Annotated in this window: 21 protein-coding genes; 4 read left to right on the top strand and 17 right to left on the bottom strand. The window is 72.1% G+C overall.

What is annotated here, in order from left to right; translation table 11 throughout:
- Positions 1-172: 172 nt before the first annotated feature.
- The 3 genes from SROS_RS10840 to SROS_RS10850 are packed head-to-tail and all read right to left on the bottom strand — an operon-like array spanning position 173 to position 2,492.
- The gene (locus SROS_RS10840; protein ID WP_012888968.1) at positions 173-526 is read right to left on the bottom strand and encodes a PepSY domain-containing protein; all 354 of its coding nucleotides are present in this window, start codon (positions 524-526) and stop codon (positions 173-175) included.
- A 35-nt stretch (positions 527-561) separates the two neighbouring features.
- Entirely contained in the window at positions 562-1,815 is a 1,254-nt protein-coding gene (locus tag SROS_RS10845; protein ID WP_012888969.1) for a sensor histidine kinase, read from the bottom strand.
- Entirely contained in the window at positions 1,812-2,492 is a 681-nt protein-coding gene (locus SROS_RS10850; protein ID WP_012888970.1) for a response regulator transcription factor, read from the bottom strand. The genes SROS_RS10845 and SROS_RS10850 overlap by 4 nt, the downstream gene beginning before the upstream one ends.
- A gap of 93 nt (positions 2,493-2,585) precedes the next feature.
- On the opposite strand from SROS_RS10850, the gene SROS_RS10855 reads away from it, so the two are divergent.
- Positions 2,586-3,086, top strand: coding sequence for a hypothetical protein (locus tag SROS_RS10855; RefSeq protein ID WP_043651777.1), 501 nt, complete (start codon positions 2,586-2,588; stop codon positions 3,084-3,086).
- A 109-nt stretch (positions 3,087-3,195) separates the two neighbouring features.
- Positions 3,196-4,137 carry a pirin family protein gene (locus SROS_RS10860; RefSeq protein WP_043655256.1) on the top strand — a complete coding sequence of 314 codons (942 nt, stop codon included), beginning with the start codon at positions 3,196-3,198 and terminating at the stop codon, positions 4,135-4,137.
- Positions 4,138-4,250: 113 nt separating this feature from the next.
- On the opposite strand, the gene SROS_RS10865 is transcribed toward SROS_RS10860, so the two are convergent.
- Positions 4,251-5,351 (bottom strand): CU044_5270 family protein, encoded by a 1,101-nt coding sequence (locus SROS_RS10865; RefSeq protein WP_012888973.1) that lies wholly within the window; start codon positions 5,349-5,351, stop codon positions 4,251-4,253.
- Positions 5,348-5,983 carry an RNA polymerase sigma factor gene (locus SROS_RS10870; RefSeq protein ID WP_012888974.1) on the bottom strand — a complete coding sequence of 212 codons (636 nt, stop codon included), beginning with the start codon at positions 5,981-5,983 and terminating at the stop codon, positions 5,348-5,350. The genes SROS_RS10865 and SROS_RS10870 overlap by 4 nt, the downstream gene beginning before the upstream one ends.
- A gap of 249 nt (positions 5,984-6,232) precedes the next feature.
- On the opposite strand from SROS_RS10870, the gene SROS_RS10875 reads away from it, so the two are divergent.
- On the top strand, positions 6,233-7,165 hold the full coding sequence (locus SROS_RS10875; protein ID WP_012888975.1) for an SPFH domain-containing protein: 933 nt from the start codon (positions 6,233-6,235) through the stop codon (positions 7,163-7,165).
- A 117-nt stretch (positions 7,166-7,282) separates the two neighbouring features.
- Here SROS_RS10875 and SROS_RS10880 read toward each other — a convergent pair whose 3' ends face one another.
- The 7 genes from SROS_RS10880 to SROS_RS10910 form a co-directional block, all read right to left on the bottom strand.
- A complete protein-coding gene (locus tag SROS_RS10880; protein WP_012888976.1) occupies positions 7,283-8,074 on the bottom strand; it encodes a sugar phosphate isomerase/epimerase family protein in 792 nt (263 codons plus the stop codon).
- Between the two features lie 76 nt (positions 8,075-8,150).
- Positions 8,151-9,587, bottom strand: coding sequence for a sulfatase family protein (locus SROS_RS10885; protein ID WP_012888977.1), 1,437 nt, complete (start codon positions 9,585-9,587; stop codon positions 8,151-8,153).
- A complete protein-coding gene (locus tag SROS_RS10890) occupies positions 9,574-10,572 on the bottom strand; it encodes a Gfo/Idh/MocA family protein (protein WP_012888978.1) in 999 nt (332 codons plus the stop codon). The genes SROS_RS10885 and SROS_RS10890 overlap by 14 nt, the downstream gene beginning before the upstream one ends.
- Positions 10,565-11,659 (bottom strand): GntR family transcriptional regulator, encoded by a 1,095-nt coding sequence (locus SROS_RS10895; protein WP_012888979.1) that lies wholly within the window; start codon positions 11,657-11,659, stop codon positions 10,565-10,567. Before SROS_RS10895 ends, SROS_RS10890 begins: the two co-directional genes overlap by 8 nt.
- Positions 11,660-11,670: 11 nt before the next feature.
- A complete protein-coding gene (locus SROS_RS10900) occupies positions 11,671-12,516 on the bottom strand; it encodes a carbohydrate ABC transporter permease (protein WP_012888980.1) in 846 nt (281 codons plus the stop codon).
- A gap of 12 nt (positions 12,517-12,528) precedes the next feature.
- Entirely contained in the window at positions 12,529-13,482 is a 954-nt protein-coding gene (locus SROS_RS10905) for a carbohydrate ABC transporter permease (protein ID WP_012888981.1), read from the bottom strand.
- The gene (locus SROS_RS10910) at positions 13,482-14,804 is read right to left on the bottom strand and encodes an extracellular solute-binding protein (protein ID WP_012888982.1); all 1,323 of its coding nucleotides are present in this window, start codon (positions 14,802-14,804) and stop codon (positions 13,482-13,484) included. Before SROS_RS10910 ends, SROS_RS10905 begins: the two co-directional genes overlap by 1 nt.
- A gap of 220 nt (positions 14,805-15,024) precedes the next feature.
- On the opposite strand from SROS_RS10910, the gene SROS_RS10915 reads away from it, so the two are divergent.
- Complete coding sequence (locus SROS_RS10915; protein WP_012888983.1) at positions 15,025-18,156, top strand: chondroitinase family polysaccharide lyase; 3,132 nt, start codon at positions 15,025-15,027, stop codon at positions 18,154-18,156.
- Positions 18,157-18,370: 214 nt separating this feature from the next.
- Here SROS_RS10915 and SROS_RS10920 read toward each other — a convergent pair whose 3' ends face one another.
- From SROS_RS10920 to aceB, 5 genes are all read right to left on the bottom strand, one after another.
- Positions 18,371-19,150: an IclR family transcriptional regulator gene (locus SROS_RS10920; protein ID WP_012888984.1), complete on the bottom strand. Its 780-nt coding sequence runs from the start codon at positions 19,148-19,150 to the stop codon at positions 18,371-18,373.
- A gap of 227 nt (positions 19,151-19,377) precedes the next feature.
- Positions 19,378-20,616, bottom strand: a complete 1,239-nt coding sequence (locus SROS_RS10925; RefSeq protein ID WP_012888985.1) for a (Fe-S)-binding protein — start codon at positions 20,614-20,616, stop codon at positions 19,378-19,380.
- Positions 20,617-21,930, bottom strand: a complete 1,314-nt coding sequence (locus tag SROS_RS10930; RefSeq protein WP_012888986.1) for an FAD-binding oxidoreductase — start codon at positions 21,928-21,930, stop codon at positions 20,617-20,619. It lies immediately after the preceding gene.
- Entirely contained in the window at positions 21,930-23,387 is a 1,458-nt protein-coding gene (locus tag SROS_RS10935) for an FAD-linked oxidase C-terminal domain-containing protein (RefSeq protein ID WP_012888987.1), read from the bottom strand. The genes SROS_RS10930 and SROS_RS10935 overlap by 1 nt, the downstream gene beginning before the upstream one ends.
- Positions 23,388-23,630: 243 nt before the next feature.
- Positions 23,631-25,217 carry a malate synthase A gene (gene aceB, locus SROS_RS10940; protein ID WP_012888988.1) on the bottom strand — a complete coding sequence of 529 codons (1,587 nt, stop codon included), beginning with the start codon at positions 25,215-25,217 and terminating at the stop codon, positions 23,631-23,633.
- Positions 25,218-25,310 lie beyond the last annotated feature (93 nt).

The raw sequence follows: 25,310 nt of genomic DNA on the forward strand, positions 1-25,310 counted from the left end.
AGGTAGGGCCACGTTAAGCCTCCGCCAAAACAGCGTCATACCTCCAGCGGTGAAGGGAGCACGCCCGCGCCGTGCTCCCGGACGGCTGGCCGGTCACGCGGTGGCGCCGGGCGGGCCGCGCGCGATGACGGTCACCCGCACGCTGCCCAGCCGGGGGCGGCGGATGGTCGGCTTATCCGTCGTAGTCCCGCTTGAACTTGATGATCCTGCCGCTCTTGGCCGACACGTAGACGTCGTACTCCCAGCCGCCCTTGCGCAGCTCGACCTTCCAGACGGAGTGACCGTGCTCCCACTCGCGCTCGATCTCGGTCACGCGCCCGCCGGGGACGCGTTTCCTGGCGATCTGGACGGCCTTGCGGGAGGAGATGTCCGCCACCGCGGCCGGTGCGGCGGCGGTCGTGGTGGTTGCTGTGGCCGAGGCGGCGGAGGCGGCCGTCTGGCCTGCGGCGAGGGCGATGCCGCCCCCGCCGGCCAGGAGGGCGGCGGTTCCGATGGTCGCGATGGTGATTCTGGTGATCTGCTTCATGGATCCAGGTTCGCCGCGATCAAGATAGGGCCGCGCTAAGCCTCCGCTAAGAACAGCGTCACGCTCGCGCCGCCCGTCCCGGAGGTCCCGAGGGACAGGGAGCCGCCCGACGACTCCGCCGTACGGCGGGCGATGTCGAGACCGAGCCCGGTCGATCCGGCGCCGCTCTCACCGCGTGCCAGGAGGGCGGGTGTGGCGAAGCCGGGTCCGGCGTCGGCGACGCTCAGCAGCGCGCCGCCCGGGGCGGGCTCCAGCCGTACGGCGAAGGAGACCCCCTCGGGGGTGTGCGCGAAGACGTTGCCGAGCAGCGCGTCCACACAGGCGGCAAGATCGTCGGCGGCGACCGCGACGTGGAGCGGGCCGGGGGCCAGGTGGAGTGTGAAATGACGCGACTGGTCCTCGGCGAGCACCGACCAGAACGCGACCCGGGCCTCGGTCACCGTCGCCGCGTCACATCGGGCCTGGTCCTGCGCCCGCCGCCTGGCCTCGACGATCACCGATGTGACGGCCCGTTCCAGGGCGTCCACCCGGGCCTCGATCCTGGCGGCCTCCCCGGGGTCGCCCAGGGACTCCGCCTCCAGCCGCAGCCCGGTCAGCGGGGTGCGCAGCCGGTGGGACAGGTCGGCCACGTTCTCCCGCTCCTCGGAGAGCAGGCCGGTGATGCGTTCGGCGAGGTGGTTCAGCGCGAGCCCGACCGCGTGGACCTCCGGTGGGCCGCCGGGCACGGTCCTCGCGGACAGGTCTCCGCCGGCGAGCCGGTGCGACACCCCGGCCAGCGAGGAGATCGGTCTGATCACCGCGCGGGCGAGCCGGTCGGCGACCAGGATGCCCACCCCGATCAGGGTCAGGCCGAGGGCCGCCAGCCCGGCCCACACCTGTGCCACGCCCTCGGACAGGTCGGCGTCGCTCAGGTATACCCGGACCACGGCCGTGCCACCGAGAACTCCCTGGACCGCGACGAGGATCTCCCGGCCGCCCGGGACCGCGGCGGTGATGCTGCGGCCCCGGGAGGAGAGTTCGACGGCGGCGGACCGGGGGGCGGGGGCGCCGATCACCTGCCTGTCCGGGAGGAAGACCGTCACCGGGTGTGCGGCCCGCTCGGTGGTGAGCCGCAAGGTGTCGGCGTCCACCGAGCCCACCGCCATCGCCACCGAATCGGCCTCGCTCCCGGCCCGGCTCACCGCTCCGCTCTCGGCCACCGTGCGGACCAGCAGCGCGAGCGGGACCAGCAGGGCGATCAGGACCAGCGAGGTGGTCGCCGCGACCAGCAGGGCCAGCCAGCGCCTCATACCGGGGCGGCCAGTCTCACGCCCACACCGCGTACGGTCTGCAGGTAGCGGGGTTCGGAGGAGGTCTCACCCAGCTTGCGGCGGAGCCAGGACAGATGGACGTCCACGGTCTTGTCGGCTCCGCCGTACGGGATCTGCCAGACGTGGGTCAGCAGCTCGCGCTTGGTGATCACCTCCCCCGGCCGGGCGGCCAGGTAGTGGAGCAGGTCGAACTCCTTGGGGCTGAGGTCCAGCGGCGCGCCGTCCAGGCTCGCCTCCCGGGTGCGCGGGTCCACCCGCAGGCCGCCGACGGTCACCGAGCTGTCGGTACGGCTCTCGCCGGTCCGCCGGAGCACCGCCCGGATCCGGGCGTCGAGCTGGGCGGCGCTGAACGGTTTGACCACGTAGTCGTCGGCTCCCGCGTCCAGCAACCTGACCATCTCCGCGTCGCCGTCCCTCGCGGTCGCCACGATCACCGGGATCCGGCTGACCGCGCGGAGCATGCGCAGCAGATCGAGGCCGTCGAGGTCGGGCAGGCCCAGGTCGAGCACGATGAGGTCGGGACGTTCCTCGACGGCCAGGCGGAGACCGTCGAGGGCGGCGGAGGCGGACGACACGGCGTGGCCGCGGTCGCGCAGGCCCCGGGTCAGCGAGGTGCGGATCGTGGTGTCGTCTTCGATGAGCAGCACATTGGACATTTGCCGCTACGTTAACCCGGTCATGACCTGCGGCATAAGTTCGTTATCAGGGCTTTAACCGCGTCTTAGTGTTCGCGGTGCGAAAGTGGACACGTGCGCAGCCCCCTTCCTCTCGCCGTGGCCGGATGGCTGATCGCCGGATCCCTCGCGACCGCGACGGGCGTCGCGGTGATCGGCCTCCTGGGTGAGTCACTCACGTCCTCCGCGCACCGCCCGCTCTCCGCCGCCGAGATCGACGAGGCGCTCGCCGCCGCCACCCCGGCGGCCGCGATCCACCCGACGGCGGTCACGGCCCATCCGACCCCCGACGCGACCCACCCGACGGCGGCGACCCGTCCGGCGTCTGCCGCGCCGGCCGGACCCTCGGAGCGGAGCGGGCTGATCAGCACCGAGGGCGGGACCGCGATCGCCCGGTGCGAGAAGGGGCTGGTGACCCTGCGGACCTGGAGTCCCGCGCAGGGCTTCCAGACGAAGGACGTGGACCGGGGATCGGACCGGCGGGTCCGCGTGGAGTTCGAGTCGGAGGAGACCGAGGTCAAGATCGAGGTGTGGTGCTCGCCCTCCGGCTTCCCGGTCCACACGGTCGACGATTGACCGGGGCTCCCGGCGGGAGCCGCCCCGGCCCGGGAGGACCGGTTCCGCCGGAATGGAGGCCAGGCCGGGGCCGTGCTTCCCAGGCCGCCGCCGGCCGTACAGTCTGGGGGTGAGCAACCTGGAGACAGCCCCGCAGGAGATCCGATGCGCCGCGGCCGCCGCGGCCGGGCCGGTCGTCGAGCCGCTGACCGGTCACGCGGTGGCGCTGGGCGGGCCGCGCGCGATGACGGTCACCCGCACGCTGCCCACCCGAGGGCGGCGGATGGTCGGCGCGTGGTGCTTCATCGACGACTACGGCCCCGAGGCGGCCGCCATGCGCGTGCCGCCGCATCCGCACGCCGGACTGCAGACGGTCACCTGGCTGCTCTCGGGTGAGGTGCTGCACCGCGACAGCCTCGGCAGCCTGCAGGAGGTACGGCCGGGGCGGCTCAACCTGATGACGGCCGGGCGTGGCATCTCCCATTCGGAGGAGTCGGAGGAGTCGGCCGAGACGCTGCTGCACGGCGTGCAGCTCTGGGTGGCCCTGCCCGACGGAGACAGGCACGTGGCCCCGCACTTCGAGCACCACGCCGGCCTGCCGGTCCTGACCGAGGGCGGCGCGCAGGTCACCGTGATCATGGGCTCGCTGGGCGGAGCCACCTCTCCGGCCCGCGCCTACACGCCGCTGCTCGGCGCGGAGGTCGTGATCTCCGGCAGTGCCGCCCTGCCGGTGGAGCCGGGGTTCGAGCACGCCGCCCTCCTGCTGTCCGGCGACGTCGAGGTGGCCGGCGCGCGGCTGGAGCGCGGGACGCTGCTCTATCTCGGCTGCGGCCGGTCCGACCTCCAGGTGAGCGGGCAGGGCCGCTTCCTGCTGCTCGGCGGCGAACCGTTCGAGGAGGAGATCGTGATGTGGTGGAACTTCGTCGGCCGCAGCCACGACGAGATCGCCGCCTTCCGGCAGGGGTGGGCGGAAGGCGAGACCTTCGGCACCGTCCGGGGTTTCGACGGCGCCCCTCTGCCCGCCCCCGCCCTCCCGACGACCCGCCTGAAGCCCCGGGGCCGCGTCCGCTAGCCGTATCGACCCGCGGCGCTGTCGACACGGCTGGTCGGGGGCCTCCGAGTGCGGTGTGGCATCGATGGCGGGTGTGGGCGGGCGGGAACGGTTCCAGAGCCGCGCGACGGACCCTAGAGGCAGCCGGCGGCGTCGTCCTTCACCTCGGGCGGGGAGTCGGCCACGGTGACGGAGAGCTGGGCGGTCGAGGCCACCAGGCTGCCCGCCGGTGATTCGGCCGCCTTCTCGTCCACCACGACGCCCCGCTCGCCCAGGAGTTCGTAGGTCTCCGAATCGAAGATCAGATCCTCCCGCACGCCCGCCTGACCGACCCGGCCCACGCCGATGCCCCTGCGGCCCGCCGCGTCCTCGGCGTCCCGCACGACGTCGACCCCCGGGATCGTCCCCACGGCCTCGAACAGCGCCGCACGCTGAGCCGGAGGCATGTAGTTCTCCCGCAGCATGTCGCCGGCGGCGGTCCACGCGGCCGCGTCCCTGGACTTTCCGCCGGGCGCATCGGTCGCCTTGAGCTTGAGGTCGTCGCCGGGCTCACCGGTATAGAGGTGGGCGCGCATCGCCTCGGCGTCGGAGGGCAGCTTCTTCAGGCTCGCGTAGTCGGTGCGCGTCCGGCCGGGCTGCCCGACGCAGGCCGGCAGCCGGTGCCACTCGGTGCCGCGGTCGTCGTAGGCCTTCGGCGGGATGGGCCAGCCGGGATAGGCGCGCGGCTCCAGATATTCGATCTTCAGCGCGCCGTCCTTCGTCCCGTCGGCGGACTGCCAGATCACCCGCTTGCTCCGGTAGAGATACCGCGATTCGGACTCCGTGTCGCCGCCGGAGCCGGTGCCCGAGGCTCCGAACGAGAACGAGCCGTACATCGTCTGCGACTCGACCTTGACGAACTGGTCGTCGCGCGGGTCGAGGTCGTCGCGCGCGGCGGCCCGCGCGGCCCTGCCGAGCACCTCGCTCGCCGACATGGGGGCGATCTCGGGCATCGCCACCACGACCTCGGTGCCGCCCACCTCCCGCTCCGGCGCCGTGAGCGTGACCGTCACGGTCACCCCGGCCGCCACCGCGAGCGCTCCGGCCAGCATCACCGTGTACGGCCTGCGCCACAGCGGCCTGCGGCCCCTGGCGGCCGCGGCCAGCCCCCGCCGGGCCGCGCCCTTCGCCTCGGGGGCGTACGGCGGCACGTCCGGGCGGAGGCCGGCCACCATCTCGATCTCGTCGTTGTTCATGCGTGTGACTCCAGTGAGCGGCGGATCTTGGCGCGGGTGCGGGAGAGCCGGGACCGCACGGTCCCGATGGGGATGCCGAGCGCCTGCGCGGCCTCCTCGTAGGTCAGTTCGGCCCAGGCCACCAGCAGGAGCAGGTCCCGCTCGGCGGATCCGAGCCTGGCGAGCGCGGCGGCCAGCGCGGGCCGGAGCTGGTCGGCGGTGACCCGCTCCGCGCTGCGCTCCTCGAACTCGGCGGCCGGTTCCGGAGCCTGCCGGGCGAGTGCCTTGAGCCTGCGGGTCTCCGCCCTGCGGTGGCCGGAGATCAGGTTCGAGGCGATGCCGTACAGCCAGGGTCTGGCGTCGGTCCTGCCCAGGTCGTATCGGGCCCGTTTGCGGAACGCGACGAGGAAGGTCTCGGCTGTCACGTCGTCGGCGGTGGTGACGTCGTCCAGCCGCCGTGCCGCGTAGCGGTGGATCTCGTCGGCGTGCCGGTCGAAGAGCCCGGCGAACCGGTCGGGGTCGGCCAGCGACTCCTTGATCAGTGCCGCGTCGTCGGAGGGCGGGGACAACATGGGCGTTCCGGCCTCTTGGGGGAGCGCCAGCGTCACCACCCGTTTCTTCCAGTCATCAGGGGAGTTCCTTCCGGGGCGCATCCGCGCCCTCATCCCCTACTCCGCCACCCGGAGCCTCCCGGTTCCCCGTTTTTCATGATCGGTCTCCAGTCGGGGGCGGGGCGGCACGGAAGCCCGCTCACGCCGGTGCCGGCGGCTCGTCGGCGGCTGAACGTATCTCTCCGACGTCGATCCGCGCGAGCGGGGTTGTCCGCGCCCTCGCCCCGGCATGACGGTACTAGGATCCGCCTTCGACAAAACGGGAGCAAAGCGGAGGCAAAGGGAGATGCGATGAGTGCGCAGAAGGCGCAGAAGGCCGGCGGCAGACGGCTGCTGCTGAAGGGGTTCCTGCTGGCGGTCGCGGTGGTGGTGGTGTCCGGCTTCGTCCTCAGCGGGTGTTCCCGGGTGAGCACCCAGCCCGACGAGGTGGTCCTGCACTACGCGGGCGGCACCTTCGAGGCCATCAAGTTCGAAAGGTGCATCAACCCCTCCAGCGGCGCCACGCTGCTCGGCCCCGGCGACACGGCCTACTCCTACCCGTTCGGCCAGCGGACCTTTGACTTCTCCGGAGGAGATCGCGCCGAGTCCAAGCCGCTGTCCGTCGTCTCCAAGGACAACGTCGAGATGACCGTGTCCGGGGTGGCGACGTTCACGCTGAACACCGACTGCAAGACGCTGCAGCGCTTCCACGAGAAGATCGGGCTGAAGTTCCGCGCCTACTACGAGGACGGCGAGTCCGAGGGATGGGGGCGGATGCTCAACATCTACATGCGGGTGCCGCTGGACCGGGCGCTGGACGCCGCGTCGCAGGAGTTCGAGTGGCGGGGGCTGTTCAACGACCCGAAGGTGAAGCAGGACTGGGAGGCGCGGGTCGGGGTGCTGGCCCGGCAGTTCATCCAGGAGACGGCCGGAGCCGACTACTTCTGCCACCAGAACTACGCCGGCAGCGGTGAGTGCGCCGACATCTCCCTGACCATCCAGAAGCCCGAGCCGCCGGAGGCCCTGGTGAGCGCCCTCGCCTCCGAGCAGGCGGCCAAGGCGGAGAACGTCGCCCAGGCCCAGCGCAACGCCAAGGTCCGCACCGAGATCGAATCCATCAAGGACCTTGTCAAGGTCCTCGGCCCGCAGGGCGCCGTGCTCTGGCAGGCGATCCAGAAGGGCCAGGTCTCGGTGGTCCCGGTCCCGCAGGGCAGCAACCTCAACATCACCCCGCCGAACCGTTAGCGCCGTCCCGCGCCGGCCCCGCCAGGGCCTCCGGGATCCTGGCGGGCCGCCGCCGTGGGGCCGGGGGAAGGGTGTGAACCGTTCCGGCGGGGAGCGGCCCGTCCGGCGGGGGGCGGCTCAGGAGAAGCGGTGCGTCCAGGCCACGGCCCCGGCGATCACCTGCTCCAGAGGGGCGACGTGCGGGTACCACGTCCGCTCCCATTCCAGCGACACCCATCCGTCGTAGCCCCGCTCGCGCAGGAGCGCCCCCGCCTCCTCCAGCGGGACCGCGCCCTCTCCCAGCGGGACCGGGGTCAGGTCGGGGCCGGCGTCCTTGACCTGGACGTAGGCGAGCCGGTCGCCGAGGGCCGCGAGCGTGTCCGCCGGGCTCTCACCGTGCCGCCAGGGGTGGAGCAGGTCCCAGAGGGCGCCGACCGCCTCCGGCTCGCCCGCCTCGTCGAGGAGCCGCGCCACGGCCGCACCGGTGGGCATCGCGTCGTGCGTCTCCACCAGCACCCGCACCCCCAGCCGCGCGGCCTCCGGCGCGACCGCCCTCAGCCGCCGCGCCCCGACCGCCGGGTCCTCCCCCCGGGGGAACACCCGCACGCCGGGCGCCCTGAGGTCGGCGGCGAGGACCAGTTCGGCCGTCAGCGCCTCGATCACCGGCCCGTCCTTCCCGGGAGCGCAGATCCCGACATATCCGGCCAGGGCTGAGATCTCCAGCCCGGCGGCGGCCACCGCCGCCCGGACCCCGGCCCGGTCGGCGGGCGGTGCCGTACGGCGGGCGCCCGCCCCCGGCAGGCCGACGTGGACGCCGGTGTCGGGGTGGAGACGCAGCTCCAGCCCGTCGCACCCGTACGCCGTCGCGATCCTGATCGCCTCGGACAACCCCGCGCCGGGCAGGCCCAGCGTGCTGAAGGACGGTCTCATTCGGTCTCCGCGTTCTCTTGAAGGGCGCTCGGGGGCCACCGTACGGCGGGACGGGGCACCGTGCCGGGTCCGCCGGTCATCCGTACCGGGGGACCGTCGGGAAGGGCGCGGCCTCGAAGGCGCCGAGCCCGGAGCCCGGCCGTAGCGGAGCGGCCTGGCCGGCCCCGCTGACGGGCAGCCCCCTGCCGTCCGCCACCGGGTCGACGTACCGGGCGAACCAGGCGTCCAGCTCTCCGGCCAGGCCGGCGCGCACGGCCGCCGCCTCGGGGGCGTCGGCCAGGTTGCGCCTCTCATCCGGATCGGTCACCAGGTCGTAGAGCTCGTGCGGGCCGTACGGATGCCGGTGCACGTATTTCCAGGCTTCGGTCCGGATCATCCGGACCGGCCCGTACTCGTCGAACACCACCACCCTCGGCCGATCCTCGCCCGGCGAGCCTCCGAGGATGTCGGCGAACGACCGGCCGGGCCGCGATCCGGCGGCGGCGGGAAGCCCGAGATGTTCCAGCAGCGTGGGCCGTAGGTCGTAGGCCGACAGCAGCGCCTCGCACACCCGGCCCCCGGGGACGCGCCCCGGCTGGCTCACGATCGCCGGGACCATGACCGAGCTGTCGTAGACGTTCTGCGGGAAGGTGCCGTTGCCCTTGCCCCAGATCCCGTGGTGGCCGCAGTTGAAGCCGTTGTCGCTGGTGAAGACCACCAGCGTCGACTCCGTGAGCCCCAGCTCCGCCAGCCGGGACAGCACCCGGCCGATCCCGGCGTCCATCGCCGACACCGCCGCGAAATAACCGGTCAGCGCGGCGCGCACGTCGGGCTCTCCGCCGACCGGGGCCCCGTCCGGGCCCACCGGCTGCCAGGGGTGCGGCGGCCCCTGCGGGCAGGAGTCGAACGCGCAGCCGTCGTAGAGCGCCTCGAACGCCTCCGGGTGCTGCCCCTTCCACGGCGTGTGCGGCGCGGTGTAGTGCAGCGACAGGTAGAACGGCTCCTCGCGCTCCGCCTCGCGCGACAGGAACGCGCACGCCTCGCCGGTCAGCACGTCGGTGAGGTATCCGGGAGCCTCGACCCGCTCGCCCCCGTCGTAGAGGACGGTGTCCAGGTACGGCCCGCCGCCGCTCTCGTGCGCCAGCCAGCGGACGAACCCCGGCCGGGGCCGGTCGTTGGCGCCCAGGTGCCACTTGCCGACCAGGCCGAGCCGGTACCCCGCGTCGTGCAGGTCGTCGGTGAAGAGCCTGCGCCCGGCCAGGAAGTCCGCCCCGTCGTCGCCCACGTGCCCCCGGCTGATCCAGTCGTGCACGCCGTGCTGGGACGGGATCTCCCCGGTGAACAGCGACGCGCGGGCCGGGGAGCACACCGGGGAGGCGCAGAAGAACCGTGACAGCCGCACGCCCGAAGCCGCCAGGGCGTCGAGGGCGGGGGTGTGGATGTCGTCGTTGCCCGCGCAGCCCAGGGCCCACGGGCCCTGGTCGTCACTCAGGATGAGCAGGACGTTGGGCCGGCCGGGATCATGACTGGCCAACGAGGCACTCCGTCCGCACCGGGGCTCCGCTCGCCGCCGAGGCGTAGGCGGCCAGCACGACCTCCAGCACGTGCCGCCCGTGCGCGCCGCCCACCGCGGGCGCCCGGCCGTCCCGTACGGCATCCGCGAAGTCGGTGAGCTGGGCGGCGAAGGCCGCGGGGATGTCGTCGGGGTCCGGCCGGTGCAGCCAGGTCGTCACGCCGTCCTTGTGCAGCGCCGTACCCAGGTGGGGGGAGACCGACAGCGTGCCGCTCTCCCCGACCACGGTGATCTCGTCGTGCTGGGCGGGCGGGCCGGTGCTGGTCACCGCGACCTGCGCGGCCAGGCCGCCGGTCAGGGCCAGCCTGACCAGGGCGTCGGTCTCGATCGGCGAGCCGTTCACCGAGGCGTCCACCTGTTCGACCCGGCGGCCGGACAGCCACAGCAGCCGGTCCACGCAGTGCGCGCCGATGTTGATGAACACGCCGCCGCCGGAGAGCTCCGGGTCGAGGAACCAGCCGGGCCGCGAGCCCGGCCGGTAGTCGGAGCCGCGCCGGTCGGACATCAGCAGCGGCTCGCCGATCTCCCCGGCCGCCAGCGCGGCCATCGCCGCGACCTTGTCGGGGAGGAAGCGCTGGATGTGCCCGACGGCCAGCCGCACCCCGGCGGCGGCGCAGGCGTCGATCATCAGGTCGCAGTCGGCCAGCGAGGTCGCCATGGGCTTCTCGACCAGGACGTGCAGCCCGGCCGCCGCCGCGTCGCACACGATCGCGGTGTGCAGCGCGTGCGGGGTGTTGACCAGGACCGCGTCCACCTCGCCCGAGGCGATCAGGTCGCGGTGGCCGGCGTGCGCCGACGCGCCGTGGGGCGCGGCGACCCGGCGCGCGGTCTCCATGTTCAGGTCGCAGACCGCGCCCACCCGGAGGCCGCGCACCCGGAGCGCCGCCTCGGCGTGCAGCACGCCGACGGCGCCCGCGCCGATCAGGCCCAGACGGAGTTCAGTCACTTGTCATCTCTTCCGAGGAGGCGCCGCATGATCGGCGCACGACGATGCCGGGGCGCAGCCGTACCCGGTGCATGGGCAGGTCCGGCTCGCGCAGGCGGCGGAGCAGGAGCTCGGCCGCGTGGCGGCCGAGGTGGCGCTTGGGCGGGGATACGGCGGTGAGCGGCACCTCGGCCAGATCGGCGATCTCGTCGTCGTAGGCGACGATCGCCAGATCGCCCGGTACGGCCAGGCCGGCCCGCCGGGCGGCGGAGACCATCAAGGTGGCCTCGCGGTCGCCGAAGCAGACGACGGCGGTGGAGCCCCCGGCGGTGACGCGGCGCACCTGCTCGTCGGCGACCCTGGGGTTCCACTCGCTCTGCGGCGCGGAGAACGGCTCCGCGGCCCGCAGGCCGAGGTCGGTCACGGCGGCTGTGAAGCCCTGGCCGACCGGTGCGCTGGTGGGGTTGCCCGAGCGGGTGAGCAGGGCCAGCCGGCTGTGGCCGAGCGCGGCCAGGTGGCGCACGGCCGCGTAGCCTCCGGCCTCGTGGTCGGTGCGGACGTGCTCGCTGGGGTCGTCGGCGCCGTCCAGGCCTCGCTCGATCAGCACGACGGGCACCGGCAGGCTGGTGAGGCGGTCGACGACGGCCGCCGGGTCCACCCGGCCGATGAGCGTGGGGACGACGAGCAGGCCGTCCACGCCGGAGTCGAGCATGCGCCTCAGCGCGGCCTCCTCCTCCGCCGGCTGGTAGTGGGAGCAGGCCAGCATCAGCCGTGCCCCGGCGGCGGCCAGCGCCTCCTCTATGCCCTCCAGGACCTTCGGGTAGTAGAGCGTGGTGTCCGGCACGACCACGCCGACCAGCGCGGCCCCGCCCCGGACGGCCGGGGCGTGCTCGGCCACGAAGGTGCCCGCCCCCTGACGCCGGATCACGAGCCCCTCCTCGACCAGCTCGTCCACCGCGCGGCGGACCGTGGTGAGGCTGACCTCACGGGTGTGGGAAAGCTCCTGCTCGGTGGGGAGCTTCGCGCCGGACGCCCAGACACCCGAGCGGATCTCCGCGCGGAGCTGGGTGGCGAGCCTGCGGAACTTCAGCTCCCGTGAATCCGACATGGCGTCAGCCCTCATTTCACTGAACCGAGGGTCATGCCCTCGATGATCCGTCGGCCGAGCCAGATATAGCAGGCGAGGACGGGCAGCACGACCGTGCAGACCCCGGCGAACAGGCCGCCCCAGTCGGCGCCGTTGTACTGCATCCGCTGCAGGAAGCCCAGCAGCGCCAGGGAGAGCGTGGCCTTCTCCTCGCTCTGCAGGAAGACCAGGCCGAACAGCGTCTCGCCCCAGTGCTGGATGATGTTGAGGATCATCGCGGTGATGATGCCGCTGCGCGCGAGCGGCAGCATGATCTGCCAGAACGTGCGGTTGGAGGAGGCCCCGTCGAGCGCCGCGGCCTCCTCCAGTTCCTTGGGCAGCGAGCCGAAGAAGCCGGTCAGGAAGAAGACCGTGAACGGCATCGAGGTCGCGACGTAGAGGATCCACAGGCCGGTCAGGCTGTCGACGAGGTAGAGCTCGTTCATCATCACGTACAGCGGCAGGATGATGACCTGCGAGGGGATGCCGAGGCCGAGCGCGAAGAACGCCGTGATGCCGCTGTTCCAGCGGGTCAGGATCCTGCTCAGCGCGTAGGCCGCGGGAGCGGACAGCGCGATCGTGGCGATCGCCGTGCCGAAGACCAGGATCACCGTGTTGAGGGTGGCCCCGGCGAAGTCGCTGGCGGTCCACGCGCGGGCGTAGTTGTCCCACTGCGGGGTGGTCGGCAGCGACCAGGGCTCGGCGAAGATCGCGCGGGTGGACTTGAGCGAGGTCAGCAGCATCCACACCGCGACGGCCACGCTGAACAGGGCGAACAGCCATGCGAAAGGCGAACCGAGCAGTTTGGACGGGCCGGGGAACTTACGGGTCATTGCCATGGGAGCCCCCTTTCAGAACTGGACCGTGTCACGGCGGAACAGCCGGCGCAGCAGCACGACCAGCACGCCGACCAGGGCGAGCATGACCATGCCGGTCGCGGCGGCGGAGCCGTACTTGGGCACGCCGCTGGCGAAGGCCTCGGCGTAGGCGTACAGGGCGGTGTTCCACACCTTGGTCGGCGGAAGCTGGCCCGCCGCGCCCGCGAAGGCGTAGATGAACTCGAAGATCTTGATCGCGCTGATGCTCCAGAGCACCGCGCAGACCCCGACGACGTCCCACATCAGGGGGAGCGTCACGTGCCGGAACCGCTGCCAGGCGTTGGCGCCCTCCAGGTCGCACACTTCGTAGAGGTCCTTCGGGATGCGGTCCACGGCGGCCATCAGGATCGTGGTGAAGAAGCCGGTCTGCACCCAGACCAGGCCGATCATGATGACGGAGAAGAGGTTCTCGGTGCCCAGCCAGTTCGGCGGGTCGTCCATGCCGAAGGCCCGCAGCGCCTGGTTGACGACGCCTTCGGCCTGGAAGAGGAAGCCCCACAGGATCGACAGCACGATGCCGGAGATGATGTTGGGGAAGAAGATGATCGCCCGGACCGCCTTACGCCCGGCCATGTCGCGCAGGATCATCGTCAGCAGGAAGCTGAGGGCGAAGGTCGCGCCGCCGACGGCGAAGAGGATCGTCAGCGTGTTGGCGAAGGAGCCCTGGAAGACCGGGTCGAGCAGCAGCCGCCGGTAGTTGTCGAGCCCGGCGAACTCCATCGGCCCGGCCCCGGCCCACTTGTTGAGGCTGATCCAGGCGGTGGCGAGCGTCGGCAGGATGTAGAAGACGACGTAGAGGACGAGCGCGGGGGCGATGAACGGCCAGAACAGCCGCTTCCTCCCCCGGGCGAGCGGGCTGCCCTGCGCCGCGGGGGCGGCCGGCTGCCGCTGGGCGGGCTCCGTCTCGCGGACGGCGGTCGCGGTCATCAGCCGTTGAGCTTCCAGAAGTCGACCGAGGTGCTCTTGAGCTTGGCCACGAAGTCGGCCGCGGAGACCTTACCGGTGATCAGCTCGGTGTTCACCGGCTGGAAGACCTTGGTGTACCAGTCGGTGTGGTCCATCTTCACGCCGTCGAGGGCCGGATGCGTCCGCGCGGTGTCCAGCGTCTTCTTCACGTCGGCCAGTACGGCGGGCACCTCGATGTCCGCGCGCGGGGTGATGTTGTCCGTCTCGGAGGCGATCTTCGACAGCCGCTCCTTGTTCATGAAATACGCGACGAACCTCTTGGCAGCCTCGGCGTTGCGGGCCTTGGCCGGGATCGCGAACCCGATCAGCGAGATCTCCTGGGTCTGCTCGCCCTTGGCGCCCTCGGGGAAGGGGAAGGAGCGGTAGGCGAAGCCCTCCTTGGCCGACGGCTTGGTCTCGCTCGGCGCGAAGGTGCCCAGCAGCAGGAAGTCGGCCCCGCCGCCGGCCCACTTCTGCTGGACGGCCGGGAACTTGCTGCCGTCGTAGCCCTTGACGAAGTAGCCGCCCTTGACGAGCTCTTCGATCTTCTGGACCGCGGTCACGAAGGCCGGGTCGTCGAACTTGGCGCCGGTCGCGTCCGTCGCGGCGGCGCCGAACGCGCCGGGCCCGAGGTCGCGCAGGATCGCGTGGTAGGTCCAGAAGGCCGAGTAGTCGGCGATGTCGGCGTCCAGCGCCAGCGGCCCGTCGCCCCGCGCGGTCTTGCGCCTGTCCAGCAGGGAGACGAAGTCGTCCCAGGTCTTCGGGGGCGCGGCGGCCACGTCCTTGAGCGCGTTGCCGTCGTACCAGATCTGCTCGGCCAGCACCTCGTACGGCACCAGCCAGGCCTTGCCGTCCGAGGTCGCGTACTCGCGGTACTTGGGATCGATCACGTCGCCGACCTTCTTGCCGGTCTCGCCCGGGATCTCCATGTCGTAGACGGGAGAGAGGTCCAGGCCCTGTCCGGTGGCGACGAAGGTCGACTTCACGAACCGGTCGGCGGAGTCGACCAGGTCGGCGGGGACGTTCCTGGTGTTGAGCGTGGGCGCGAGCTGCTTGGAGACGTCGCGCCCCTTCCACTCGACCTTGACCTTGACGCCGGTCTCCCGGGTGAAGGAGGCGATGGCGGACTCCAGCACCTTGGCCTGGGGCTCGCCCGCCTTCCACATCGACCAGTAGACGAGCTCGTTGGCGGCCTCGCCGGTCGAGCCGCCGCCGCAGGCGGCGGCGCCGAGGCCGAGCGCGCCCGCCACGGTCACGGCGGCCACGGTCCTGAGCATCTGGCGGCGGGGGAGGAATCCGTTCATCGAACACTCCTGGGGAAGGGGGTGGATGTCGGAATCCTGGACGTGAAGTCATCCCTAAGTCAACATAATGAATTAGGGATGAATTCTGCGGTCTGTGCGGTTTTCCCGCACTCGTAGGGGAGTGGGCCGCGATAGTCGGTCCTAAAAATCTTGAAATACTTCTTTATTCATCACTTTTGTCTCCCGTTGGATACGGCTCATCCGATCCGAAGGAGGGGCCGTGCTGGAGATCACTCGTAGGACCGCGCTCAAGGCCGGAGCGGCGGGTGTGGCGGGAGCCGTCTTCCTGCGGCCCGGTACGGCGTCCGCCGCCGTGAGCGGCGACCTGGAACAGCGGGCCCTGGCCATGAACCCGCCGGTCTTCCTGCTGGAGACCGCCGTCCCGCCGCAGATGACCGCCGGGCAGGGCTCGACGCTGAGCATCACCGACCGGGCCGCGATCTGCGGGAGCCACTCGCTCCGCTGGGAGCACGGCAGCAGGTCCACGATCACGGTCAGCGGCCCCATCGGCTTCGCCCCCGACCCCTACCGGCCCATGGACGACCAGGCCTGGCAGGGGACCGTGGACACCTTCTCGGTCTGGATCTTCAACGAGACGCCGGTGGACGACGCGGTCCGCTTCGAGTTCGGCAGGGGGGACCGGACCGACGCCTGGTTCGAGTTCCGGCTCGACTTCACCGGCTGGCGGACGGCCTGGGTCCGCTACGACTACGACATGCACGGCCGGCCCCATCCCGGCATGGACACCCTGCGGATCATCGCGCCCCGCCGCAGCGGGACGCTCCATCTCGACCAGCTCATGCTCAACGTGGCGCTGCGGCCGGACGCCCCCACCCGCGACGCCCAGGTGCCGGACGTCGCCAAGGAGGGCGAGGACTACGACAACCAGCACTGGCAGGCGCTCTACCTCTACGACACCCTGCTGACCAGGGCCCGGCCGGACATGTCCGCGCCGTCGGCGGAGGAGACGGCCTCGCTGCGCGCGCTGGTCACCCGCTACCGGGACGAGTACCTCGTCTCACCGGTGAAGGTGGACGACGCGTCGGTGGCCGCGCTCACCGGCCAGGTCGCCGCGCTCGGCGTCCCCGAGGTGTCCTCGAGCGGGGTGGGCCGCCCAGTCTTCTCCTACCAGTCGCAGATCTACCCGCCGGAGATCGCCGCCGAGCTCAAGACGTTCGTCAACGCGGTCACGCTGCGCGCCTACACCGACTTGATGAGGACGGTGGCGCTGGCCTTCACCTCGGCCGGCGCGGCGCACCGGCCGGCGCTCGCCGGCCTCTACACCCGGCTGGTCGTCCACCTGCGCGACCAGGGCTGGACCCGGGGAAGCTGCCAGGGCACCATCCACCACCTGGGCTACGACGCGCGCGGCTACTACGACTCGGTCTACCTCATGAAGGACGCGCTGCGCGAGGCCGGACTGTTCGAGCAGGTCCGCGCCGACCTGGCCTGGCTGACCGGGCTCGGCCGGATCTTCCGGGGCTGGGAGCACCGCATGGCCTACGGCAGCGTCATCGACATCCTCAACACCACCTTCCGGGGGATGCTCGCCGCCGTGCTGCTCCGCGACACCGAGGCCGAGCAGGTCGCCTACCTGCGGGCGTTGCGGGCCTGGCTGAACCGGGCGCTGCTGCCCAGCGCGGGCATCCAGGACGGGCTCAAGGCGGACGGCGCCACCTTCCACCACGTCGGATTCTTCCCCGACTACGCCCGCGACGGCTTCGTCGGACTGGCCCCGCTGGTCTACGTGCTCAGCGGCGGAGCGTTCCGCCTCGCCGCCGAGTCGCACGCCTCGCTCAAACGGGCCGTGCTCGCCATGCGCGTCTACGCCAACAAGAACCACTGGCCCATCTCGATCAGCGGCCGCAACCCCAGCGGGCTGACCGCCCTGTCACCGGTGCCCTACCAGTGGCTGGCGATCTCCGGCACCCCCGACGGTTCAAGCGACGTGGACCCCGAGCTCGCCGCCGCGTTCCTGCGCCTGCTGCCCGCCGCGCCGAACACCCAGCAGAAGCAGCTCGCCGTACGGCTGGCCGCACGCGGCATCGTCGCCGAACCCGACCCCAACGGCAACTGGACGATCAACTACGCCGCCCTGGCCGTGCACCGGCGGGAGAACTGGCAGGTCACGGTGCGCGGGCACAACCGCTACCTGTGGAGCACCGAGGTCTACCACGGCGCGAACTGGTACGGCCGCTACAACACCTACGGGCAGATCCAGGTGCTGCACCGGGGCAACCCGGTCAACAACGCCGACAGCGGCTACGCCCAGGCGGGCTGGGACTGGAACCGCAGGCCGGGCACCACCGTCGTCCACCGGCCGCTGGACGAGCTGCGGGCCGACCTGACCGGGGCGATCGAGGAGATGCTGCTCACCGACTCGCGGTTCGGCGGGTCGAACACCATCGACGGCCGCAACGGCATGTTCGCCATGGAGCTGCGCGAGCACCCGAAGTACGTGGGCTCACACCGCGCGCTGAAGTCGGTCTTCCTGTTCGACGACCGGATCGTGGCCGTCGGCACCGGGATCGAGAACGACTCCCGGCAGGAGACCGAGACCACGCTCTTCCAGACCCGCCTGCCCGGCCGGACGGCTCCCACCTACGTCGACGGGACCGAGCCGGTCGTGGCCTTCCCGCACGCCGCGCCGGACCTCACGCCGCGCTGGCTGCTGGATGACAAGGGCATCGGCTACCACCTGGCGGCCGGGCAGAAGGTCGGCCTGACGCGCTCCACCCAGACCTCGCGCGACAACGCGACCGAGGCCCCGACCAGCGGCGACTTCGCGACCGCCTGGATCAAGCACGGCACCGCTCCACGGGGCGGGAGCTACCGGTACGCCATGGTCGTCAACACCACTCCCGAGCGGATGGCCGCGTTCGCCGACGCGATGGACGACCCGGCGAGCGCGCCGTACGCCGTGCTGCGCGCCGACACCTCCGCACACGTGGTGAGCGACCGGGCGACCGGGATCACCGGTTACGCGGTCTTCGCACCCCTGGAGCTGACCGAGGGGCCGGTACGCAAGGTGGACACGCCGTCCATGGTGCTGGTCAGGGGCGACGGGGACGACGGCCTGGTGCTGGCGGTGTGCGACCCCGACCTGCGGCTCTACAGCGGCGTCGACCACGACCAGTACGAGCGCGGCCGGTACGTCGGCCACTACAGCCCCTGGTCGCGGCCGTGGCTGACCAGCCCGAGCCACCCCCACCGGATGCGGGTGACCCTCGACGGACGCTGGCGCGCGGACGGCGACCAGCCGTGCGAGGTGCGGGCACGGCACGACCGCACCGTGGTCGAGTTCGAGACGGTGGACGGGCGGCCGGTCCAGGTCCGCCTGCTCAGGGAATGACGGGCGCCTGGCACGGCCACCCCCGGCCCAGGCGGTGACCGGCGGCCGGTGCGGCCCCTGACCCGGGCGGTGACCGGCGGACGGTGGGGGCGCGGCCTGCTCAGGGGGTGATCGGCGGACGGTGGGGGCGCGGCCTGCTCAGGGGGTGATCGGCGGACGGTGGGGGCGCGGCCTGCTCAGGGGGTGATCGGCGGACGGTGGGGGCGCGGCCTGCTCAGGGGGTGACCTGCGGCGTCCGCGCCGGTCCGGCCGGGCTGGGACCCAGCTCGGCGCCGAAGTCGTCCGCGATCTTCCGCATGCCCTCGGCGAGGTCGTCCCTGTCGAGCGCGTCGATCCGCTCGGCCGGGCCCGACACTGACATCGCGGCGACCATCCGCGAGCCGTCGTGCACCCCCACGGCCAGGCAGTGCACGCCGAGCTCCTCCTCGCCCAGGTCCATCGCGTACCCCCGGTCGCGCACCCGCTCCAGCTCGGCGAGCATGCCGGGCAGGTCGGTGATCGTGTTGGCGGTCCGCCGGGGCATGCCGGTCCGCTCGACGAGCGAGGCCACCTCGGCGTCCGGCCGCCCGGCCATCAGGACCTTCCCCACCGCCGTGCTGTGCGGCAGCACCCGCCTGCCGACCTCGGCGAACATCCGCAGCCGCCGGGGGGAGGGCACCTGGGCGACGTAGACGATGAAGTCGCCCTCCAGCACCGCCAGATTGGCCGTCTCACCGGACAGCTCGACCATCTTCGCCAGGTACGGCTGCGCCCAGGTGCCGACCATGCGCTCGGCCACCTCGCCGAGCCGCACCAGGGCGCCGCCCAGCGCGTAACGGCGGTCGGACTCCTGGCGCACGTAACCCCGGGCGAGCAGCGTGCGCAGCAGCCGATGGATCGTCCCGTACGGCAGGCCGGTCCTGGCCGCGATCTCCGAGAGCCCCGCCTCCCCGCCCCGCTCGGCGAGCGCCTCCAGCACGTCCAGCGTCCGGTCGACCGACTGCACCCCACTCATACGATCTCCTCGCCTGGCGGCTCGGAGTCCGCATTCGCGGACACCCTGTGCTCATTGACTCGCTCGCTGCGCTCGCTCATGCGATCTCCTCGCCTGGCGGCTCGGAGTCCGCATTCGCGGACACCCTGTGCTCATTGACTCGCTCGCTGCGCTCGCTCATGCGATCTCCTCGCCTGGCGGCTCGGAGTCCGCATTCGCGGACACCCTGTGCTCATTGAGCCGCTCGCTCATGGAACCTCCGGCAGGCCGCGCAGGGACGCGTCCAGGACCTGGGCGATGTGCGCGACGGGGAGCGCCCCGGCTCCCCGGCGGCGGATGGCCGAGGTGATCTGCATGGTGCAGCCGGGGTTGGCCGAGACCAGCAGGTCGGCGCCGGTGGCCAGCACCCGCTCCGCCTTGCGGTCCCCGAGCTCGCGGGCGGCCTCGGGCTGGAACAGGTTGTAGGTCCCGGCGGAACCGCAGCAGATGGATGACTCCGAGATCTCCCTCAACTCCAGATCGGGGATGGCGGTGAGCAGTTGACGAGGTTGGGATCGTATCCCCTGCGCGTGGGCCAGGTGACAGGCGTCGTGGTAGGCCACTGTGAGGGGCAGCGGATGCCGCTCGGCGGCCGGGCCGAGCTCGACGAGATACTCCGTCAGGTCGACGGTCCGGATGGCCCGCGCCCTGTCCGCCCAATCGCCTTCGAGGATCTCGGCGTACTCCTTCATCGTCGACCCGCACCCCGCCGCGTTGACCACGACCGTGTCCACGCCCGCCCGTTCGAAGGCGGCGATCGTCCGCCTGGCGAACCGCTCCGCCTGCCCCTGGAGCCCGGAGTGCAGCGACAGCGCCCCGCAGCAGCCCTGCGAGGGCGGGATCACCACCTCGCATCCCTCCAGCGCGAGCACCCGGGCCGTGGCCGCGTTGACCTGCGGGAAGAACTCGCCCTGCACGCACCCGGTGAGCATCCCGACCGTGGCCCGGCGCCTGCCCCGCGCCTCGACCCTGCGCGGCAGCCGTACCCTCGCCGGGACCGCGGGAGCGAGTTCGGCCATCGCGGCCATCGACGGGTTGATCCGCTCCAGCCTCGGTGCGATCCTGCGGCGCAGCCCCGCGCTGAGCCGGAGCGGCAGCCGCATCGCCCGCAGGCGCCGGGGGTAGGGGAAGAGCTGGAAGACCAGGGCCCGCAACGCCCGGTCGTCCGGCCGCCTGACGTGCGTCCGCTCCACCTCGGCCCGCGTCTGCTCGATCAGCCGGTCGTAGCGGACTCCGGAGGGGCAGGCCGTCACGCACGCCATGCACCCCAGGCAGGCGTCGAAGTGCCCGGCCATCTCCGGCGTCAGCGGCGTGCCCTCGACGTGCTGTTTCATCAGATGGATCCGGCCGCGCGGCGAGTCCATCTCCTCGCCCCACAGGACGTACGTCGGGCACGTGGGCAGGCAGAAGCCGCAGTGCACACAGTCGTTGATCAGCTCGGGGTCCACTCAGATCCCTCCCACGGACCGGCCGGGAGACATCCTCCGGCCGGGGTCGAACCGCTCCTTGACCCGCCGTAGCAGCGGCAGCGCGCCGACCGGGCCCCAGCGGTCGACCCGGCCGGCGAGCTCCTGCGGCGCGGTGAGCACGGTCAGCCGGCCGCCGAGGCGGCCGAGATCGTCACGCACGCCTGACACGAACTCCGCGAACGCCGATCCGCCGACGTCCGGGGGCAGGGCGACCTGCAGGGCCGCCGTCGCCATCGATCCGCGCACGTGCGCGGGCAGTCCCCGGGCCATGACCGCCCGCAGCGCGCCGCCCGCGCGTGAGGGCGGGACCCGCACTTCCAGCAGCACGTCCTCGCCGGGCAGCGTCCCCCACCAGCCGGGCGGCCCGGTGGTGATCCGCGCCGTCCCGTGCCCGGCCATCAGAGCCCGTACGGCCCGCGCCCGCGCGTCGGCCGCCGTCCCCTCGACCAGCACGGCCACGACGGGCCCGCGCCGGGCGTCCGGCCAGTCCACCTCGATCGCGCTCGGCTCGGCCTGGGACGCCGCGAGCTCGGCGGCGAGCACGTCCAGGCCGGGTGGTGAGCTTGGCCACCCGGGCGCGTCCGGCGGGCCGCCGCCCCGCACGGCCTCGGAGCCGGGGGCACCGGGCGGCTCGGCGATGATCCAGCGGCGGTCGTCCGGGATGGGGTGGAGGCGGAAGGCGGCCTCGGTGATGACGCCGAGCGTGCCGTAGGAGCCGGTGAACAGCTTGCCCAGGTCGTAGCCCGCGACGTTCTTGACGACCTTGCCGCCGGACCTGGCGGTCGTGCCGTCCGCCAGCACGACCGTGACGCCGATCAGCAGGTCGCGGGCCGTGCCGTGCCGGAACCTGCGGGGGCCCGCGGTGGCGGTGGCGAGCACGCCGCCGACCGTGGCGCCGTCGAGGGGGACGTCGAGGGAGAGCTCCTGGCCCTCGGCGGCGAGGGTCTCGGCCAGCGAGTCCATGGTCACGCCCGCCTGGACGCGGACGACGAGGTCGCCGGAGGCGTGTTCGAGAACCTGGTTCAGGCAGCAGGTGTCGATCAGCAGGTCGCAGCGCTCGGGCGGGGGAGCCCAGTGCAGCCGGGTGCCGCCGCCGACCGGGGTCACGGCGAGATCGTGCTCGGCCGAGACGCGCATCAGCGCCGCGACCTCCTCGGTGGTCTCGGGCAGCGCCACCCAGCGCGGCGAGACCCCGGCCACGGCGTCGTCGGGGCCGGCCTCCCGGATCGTCACGCCTGTCCTGTGCAGCGCGCCCGACAGGAGCGCCCCGCCCGTCTCGTGCAGCGCGTCCATCAGAACTGTTCCGCCTGTCCTGACTCGACCAGCGGGTGCACGCCCTTGCGGACCCCGGGGACCTCGCCGCACAGGCGCGGGGTGGGGAAGACCTTGCCCGGGTTCGACAGGCCGCGGGGGTCGAAGGCGCAGCGCACCAGTTGCATGGTGTCGAGGTCGTCGTCGGAGAACATTTTCGGCATATATCGGGACTTGTCGACACCCACACCGTGCTCGCCGGTGATGGACCCGCCGTGCTCGACACAGAGATCGAGGATCTTGCCCGAGACCAGCTCGGCCCGCTCGCCCGCGCCGGCTTCCGCGTCGTCGAACAGCACCAGCGGATGCAGGTTGCCGTCCCCGGCGTGGAAGACGTTGGCCACCCGGATGCCGTGCTCCCGCGACAACCGGTCGATGCTCGCCAGCACCTCGGGCAGCGCGGTCCTGGGGACGACCCCGTCCTGCACGATGTAGGCGGGGCTGATCCGGCCCACCGCGGCGAAGGCCGACTTGCGGCCCTTCCAGATCGCCGCGCGCTCGGCCGGGTCGGCGGCGACCCGCAGCTCGAACGCGCCGTTCTCCCGGCAGATCCGTGTCACCTCGTCGAACTGGTGGGTGACCTCCGGGACCGGGCCGTCCAGCTCCACGATGAGCACCGCCCCGGCGCCCTCGGGATAGGCGCAGGCCACGGCCGCCTCGGCCGCCTCGATCGCCAAGGCGTCCATCATCTCGATCGCGGCGGGCACGATGCCGCCACCGATGATCGCCGACACCGCCTGCCCGCCCCGCTCGATGCCGTCGAAGGCCGCGAGCAGGGTCGTCACGGTCTCCGGCGCCCGCGTCAGCCGTACGGTGACCTTGGTGGCGATGCCGAGCGTGCCCTCCGAGCCGACGAACGCGCCCAGCAGGTCGTATCCGGGATCGGTGTCCGACAGCTCGACGATGTCGCCGTCGGGGGTCACGATCTCCAGGGCGAGCACGTGATTGACCGTGAAGCCGTACTTCAGGCAGTGCGCGCCGCCCGAGTTCTCCGCGACGTTGCCGCCGATCGAGCAGACCTGCTGGCTGGACGGGTCGGGCGCGTAGTAGTAGCCCAGATCGCGGACCGCCTCGGTGATCGCCAGGTTGGTGACCCCGGGCTCCACCACGGCACGCCGGTCCGCCACGTCGACGGAGAGGATCCGCCGCATCCTCGAGGTGACGATCAGCACCCCGTCGGTCCGCGGCAGCGCCCCGCCGGACAGTCCCGTCCCCGCCCCCCGGGCCACGAACGGCACGCCGTACTCGTTGCAGATCCGCACCACGGCCGCGACCTGCTCGGCGGTCTCCGGCAGCACGACCACGCCGGGGGTGGCCCGGTGATGGGTCAGCCCGTCGCACTCATAGGTGCGCAGCCGTACCGGGTCGGTGATCACCGCTCTGTGGTCGAGCGACTCCATCAGGCGCCGGACCAGTCCGTCGAGTGTCTTCGTGCCCATCGTTCCTCCCCCCGCGTGCGCGGGAGCCCGGCAGCGCCCCTGCTCTCGTGATCACTCGGTTGGTCGGGGACATCATCCCTCTATGTCGCATTCTCGCTCAGGATCGGGGCGATGGCGCCTGGCGGCTCTTCCGGTTCCGGACGGGCCGCCCCGCACCGGGCCGGGCAGCGGCGGGGGACGGGCGGTCCCTCCGGTGCGGGGACCGCCCGCCGCGTGCTCGCCGGCCTCAGGGCGTACGCGATGTCACGGCATGCGCGCGTAGGCGGGAAGGGTGAGGAACTCCGCGAAGTCGTCGTCGAGGGCGACCTCCTTGAACAGGGCGGTGGCCTGGGCGTAGAGGGCCTCGTCGTAGCCGGGCTCCGCCTTGATCTTGGCGAGCTCCTCGTCGATGATCCGCTCGACGAGCTCTTTCGTGACCACGGCCCCGGTGTCGGCGAGCTCGATGTCGTTGTGGATCCACTGCCAGATCTGGGAGCGGGAGATCTCGGCGGTGGCGGCGTCCTCCATCAGGTTGTGGATCGCCACCGCGCCCAGCCCGCCCATCCAGGCGGCCAGGTAGCGCAGGGCCACGTCCACGTTGTTGCGCAGGCCCGCCTCGGTGATGTCGCCCGGGGTCTCGGAGACCGACAGCAGGTCGGCGGCGGAGACCGAGACGTCCTCTCGCAGGCGGTCGAGCTGGTTCGGCCGGTCGCCGAGGACACCGTCGAAGACGTCGCGGCAGATCGGGACCAGGTCGGGGTGGGCCACCCAGGAGCCGTCGAAGCCGTCGCCGGACTCGCGGGTCTTGTCGGCGGTGACCTTCTCCAGGGCGACCTTGTTGACCTCCGGGTCGCGGCGGGAGGGGATGAACGCGGCCATGCCGCCGATGGCGTGGGCGCCGCGCTTGTGGCAGGTGCGGACCAGCAGCTCGGTGTAGGCGCGCATGAAGGGGGCGGTCATGGTGACCGCGTTCCGCTCGGGCAGCAGGAACTCCCGGCCCCGGGTGCGGAACTTCTTGATCACGCTGAACAGGTAGTCCCAGCGTCCGGCGTTGAGACCCGCGGAGTGCTCGCGGAGCTCGTGGAGGATCTCCTCCATCTCGAACGCCGCGGGGTAGGTCTCGATCAGGACGGTCGCGCGGATCGTGCCCTGCGGGATGCCGAGCAGGTCCTGAGCCCTGACGAAGACGTCGTTCCAGAGGCGGGCCTCCAGGTGCGACTCCATCTTCGGCAGGTAGAAGTAGGGGCCCCTGCCCTTGGCGATCTGCCGCCGCGCGGAGTGGAAGAAGTAGAGGCCGAAGTCGACGAGCGAGGCGGAGAAGGGGGCGCCGTCGAGGGTGAGGTGCTTCTCCTCCAGGTGCCAGCCGCGCGGGCGGACCACGATGGTGGCGAGCTCCTCGTCGGGCTTGAGCGCGTAGTGCTTCTCCCCGGCCGAGAAGTCGATGGTCCGGTCCAGCGCGTCCCGCAGGTTGAGCTGGCCGTTGATGGTGTTTTCCCAGGTGGGGGCGTTGGCGTCCTCGAAGTCGGCCAGCCAGACCTTGGCGCCGGAGTTCAGCGCGTTGATCGTCATCTTCCGGTCCACCGGGCCGGTGATCTCCACGCGGCGGTCCTCCAGGCCGGGCGCGGGCGGGGCGACCCGCCACTCGGACTCGCGCACGTGCTTGGTCTCGGGCAGGAAGTCGAGGGTGCCGCCCGCCGACAGCTCCGCCTGGCGTTCCCGGCGCGCCTCCAGCAGCTCAAGGCGCCGGGCGCCGAACTCGCGCTGGAGGGCGGCCACGAAGGCCAGGGCCTCCGGCGTGAGGATCTCGTCTGACCGGTCCTGCGAGGGGCCGGTGATCTCAACGCCGTCCATGAGCTTCCTTTCCACATCATGGAAAATAAATTCTGAATTGTGGAATTGACGCTACTGGATGGCCCCTGACCGGTCAAAGACAGGGTCGCCCTG

This window comes from Streptosporangium roseum DSM 43021, from assembly GCF_000024865.1.
GTDB lineage: Bacteria > Actinomycetota > Actinomycetes > Streptosporangiales > Streptosporangiaceae > Streptosporangium > Streptosporangium roseum.